Annotated in this window: 4 protein-coding genes; all 4 read right to left on the bottom strand. The window is 34.9% G+C overall.

Annotated features, from left to right (window positions below):
- Positions 1-492, bottom strand: a 492-nt coding sequence (locus tag SULYE_RS07185; RefSeq protein ID WP_007547971.1) for an MBL fold metallo-hydrolase, incomplete at its 3' end; no start/stop codon positions are given.
- Between the two features lie 11 nt (positions 493-503).
- Complete coding sequence (locus SULYE_RS07180) at positions 504-1529, bottom strand: cytochrome-c peroxidase (protein ID WP_007547970.1); 1026 nt, start codon at positions 1527-1529, stop codon at positions 504-506.
- 180 nt (positions 1530-1709) lie between these two features.
- Entirely contained in the window at positions 1710-2207 is a 498-nt protein-coding gene (locus SULYE_RS07175; protein ID WP_007547969.1) for a DsrE family protein, read from the bottom strand.
- 80 nt (positions 2208-2287) lie between these two features.
- On the bottom strand, positions 2288-3283 hold a 996-nt coding region (locus tag SULYE_RS08435), incomplete at its 5' end, for a porin family protein (protein ID WP_007547968.1).

The following is a 3283-nucleotide window of genomic DNA, read 5'->3' as shown; positions in this document are numbered from 1 at the left end:
ACTGTCCACTTTTATATCTTTCGGAGATTCTATCTCTATATCTGCGGGTATTAGTTTTACGTTTTTGTAGATTCCGCCAAATCTTTGGTTTGAAGCTTCAAGAGTCATTTTTGCTTCCGGAGAGTTGTAAAATTTGTTTAGATTTTTATGGGCTATTACAACTGCTCCGACTTCTTTAAAAGTAGAAGCTCCATACCAATGGTCTTGGTGGTAGTGGGTTATAATCAGATATTTAACAGGTGCTTTTTTCTCTTTTTGTAAAAGTGTTAAAAATTCTTTTGAAAGTTCAGGAGTTGAAAGAGAGTCTATAACTATCCAGCCTTCTTTGGTTAAAATTCCATATGCATTAGACATAAGGCCTTTGTTTTCTGGAGATGGCATCGCATCCATACCGCGAACCATGTACATGTTTTCATAAAACTTCTTTAGCTCCATTGAGTATGAAACGGTTGATATTATTAAGATTGTTAGAATTAAAGATAATTTTTTCATTTTAAGACCTCCTACTTTGATGGAAGTATAGGTGGCTCTCTAAAGTTCTTCGGAAGATTTCCTGTTAGGGCATTTAAAAAGGCTACTATATTATCTATATCTTCATTAGTCAGGTCTTTTCCAAGCTGAACCTTAGCCATTATTTTAACTGCATCTTCTAATTTTTCAACAGAGCCATCATGAAAATAAGGAGGTGTTAATGCTGCATTTCTCAACGAAGGAACTTTATATACATACTTATCTTCTTCCTTTTTCGTAACTAAATAGCGTCCTTCATCAATACTTTGACTTTTTGTGTATTCCCAGTATGGAGCAACTATGCCAAATTTTTGATAAGAATTTCCACCAACCAAAGGACCGTTATGACAAGCAGCACATCCAACTTCTATAAATGTGATTAATCCCTTTTTTTCTTTTTGATTTAAAGCTTTGGTATTACCTTTTAAATATTCATCAAACCTTGATGATGTTGTTAGAGTTCTCTCATAAGCTCCTATGGCAATAGCTATATTTTTTCCACTAATAGGTTTACTATCATTTGGAAAAGCTTCTTTAAATAACTTTACATACCCTTCTATTTTGCTTATTTTATCCTCAACATCTTCTAAGCTTTTATTTCCAAATGCTGCAGGACCTGTTAACGACTGTATCGCCTGATCTTCTACGTCTTTTCTGTTGCCTATCCAGTGTTGGACAAATTGACCTGCTGAGTTTAAGACTGTTGGAGTGTGCCTATCTTGGAATTTAATAACTCCCATCTGTTTTTTTGCAGGAGCAGAGCCATAATATTCAATCGCATGACATGTTGCACAGCTAATGTTATCATTTACAGAAAGCCTTCTTTCAAAAAACAGCATTTTACCAAGGTTTATGACCTTAGGATTATTATAAACAGAATTTTCCTTGGTAAAAAAGTCCTTTGGAAGTGGTGAAAAATACTGCCTTGCTTTTGTCAACGGCTCTTCTTGAGACTTTGAAGGTGCAGCAATTAGCAAAACAGCTGTAAAACCAAGGCTTGTTAATAAGACTTTTTTCATGTTGTATGCCTCACTTATTGTTTAAACACATTCAGGTGAAAAATTCAATAAAGGAAGAGATTCTTCACCGGCTGCAGAATTACAGCATTAGGTAACTTTGTCATACTGAGGACTTTAATCCGAAGAATCTCATAATCTAAATCTTATAAAACCTACTAATTTCTCGCCCAAGGTATTCCTCTATTGCTTAAACTTTTTTAAATCATGAACTACTGTTGGAATTAATCTATAGCCTTCTTCTTGAAGTTTTGCAAGCTCAACAACTCCTGCCGGGACTACAGTTACAAACGGCTGTAAATCTTCCTCTTTCAACCCAAGTGCTCTGATTGTGTTTCTGCATACATAAATTTTAAGATTGTAGCTTTTTGTCATTGAATTTAGCCTGTCAACAATATTTTTGTATTTTTCATAATTTTTCTTTGAGAATATCAACGCTTCTGGTCCATGAGATACTACAGCTAACGAGTACTCTCCCATTGGGTTAAACTCATCGAATGCTTTGATGAAGTTTGAGATAAAATTGACTGCCATTTCTGAATCCTTTGGGTCTTCTAACGTCCAATCAAAAACTGCTTTTATTTTGTCCGGAAGTTTAGAGTCAAAATTTGGCTTTTCTTGTGCAAATGTAGATGTTGCTAAGAATAAAAATACTAACATTAGTGATAATAACTTTTTCATTTTACACCTCCCATTTTCAAATTTCAAAAGAATTCAGGGAGCCGGAGATGTCAACTCCCAGCTTCCTGACTTTTAAACTGTTAGAATATTAACTGTAAGCCAACGCCTACATAATCACCAGCTTTGCTTTTTCCATCTGGATTATAAGCTGATTTTGCTGAACCGGTTTGTTTAACATAGTGTAAATTAAGCTTCATATTGTTTTGCTTTATATACCAGTTTAAACCAACGTCGGTTGTTTTGAAATTGCCATTACCGTTTAAGCTTGCTTTATCTCCTTGCCATTCTGCATAAGTAATGGTTGGTTCAAGAATTGTTTTGTTAGGAAGTGTAAAGTTATAACCACCTCTTACGTGCCATACTTTGTCTTTGTAATCTAACTTTGAATCATCAAAAGACCTTTTTAACTCGTCATATTCAGCGTTAAATGTAAAATCTTTATAGTTTGCAAGGATGTCAAAGCCTAACATTTGGTTGTTTTTGAACTGAACTTTTACCGTTTTGGCTGTGCTGTCATAATAATCTGGCGACTTCCATATAGTAGTATCTGCTAATGGGAATGTACTGCTATCTTTTCCTCTTCCTTGATATGCATAGTTAACTGCAAAAGTTATACCGTTTCTTTTTCCAAAGTAATTGACTTTATAGCCTAATCCGTATTTTTTCATCTCTGGGTCGCCGTATGATACGGCTATTCTTGCTGTGTAGAGTAAGTTATCCCCACCTGTTCCACCGTTAAATTTATCTACGTTAAACACTCCAAAGTTATAGTTAAGCCCAAGCTTAGTTTTCTCATCATTATACAAACCACCTATGTTAACGCCAGTTTCACGACCAGGACCGGTTCCAATTAAATGTAATCTTGGATAAGAGTTCGTTAAAGCCTTATCAAAAGATAATACTTCAAACCCTGCTGTAATGCTTTCTCTACCAACTTGAGGTCTAAAATAACCTACAGTAATATTTGCCCAGTTTTTATGAAGTGCATAAGTAAACATAGCATCCCAAACATAGAATTGTTGGTTATTAGAATTTCCACCAACCAAGCCTACACTACCACTTTTTGCGAATGCTGT

The organism is Sulfurihydrogenibium yellowstonense SS-5 (assembly GCF_000173615.1).
Classification (GTDB): Bacteria; Aquificota; Aquificia; order Aquificales; family Hydrogenothermaceae; genus Sulfurihydrogenibium; species Sulfurihydrogenibium yellowstonense.
This window is presented reverse-complemented; position numbering and strand designations above follow the sequence as displayed.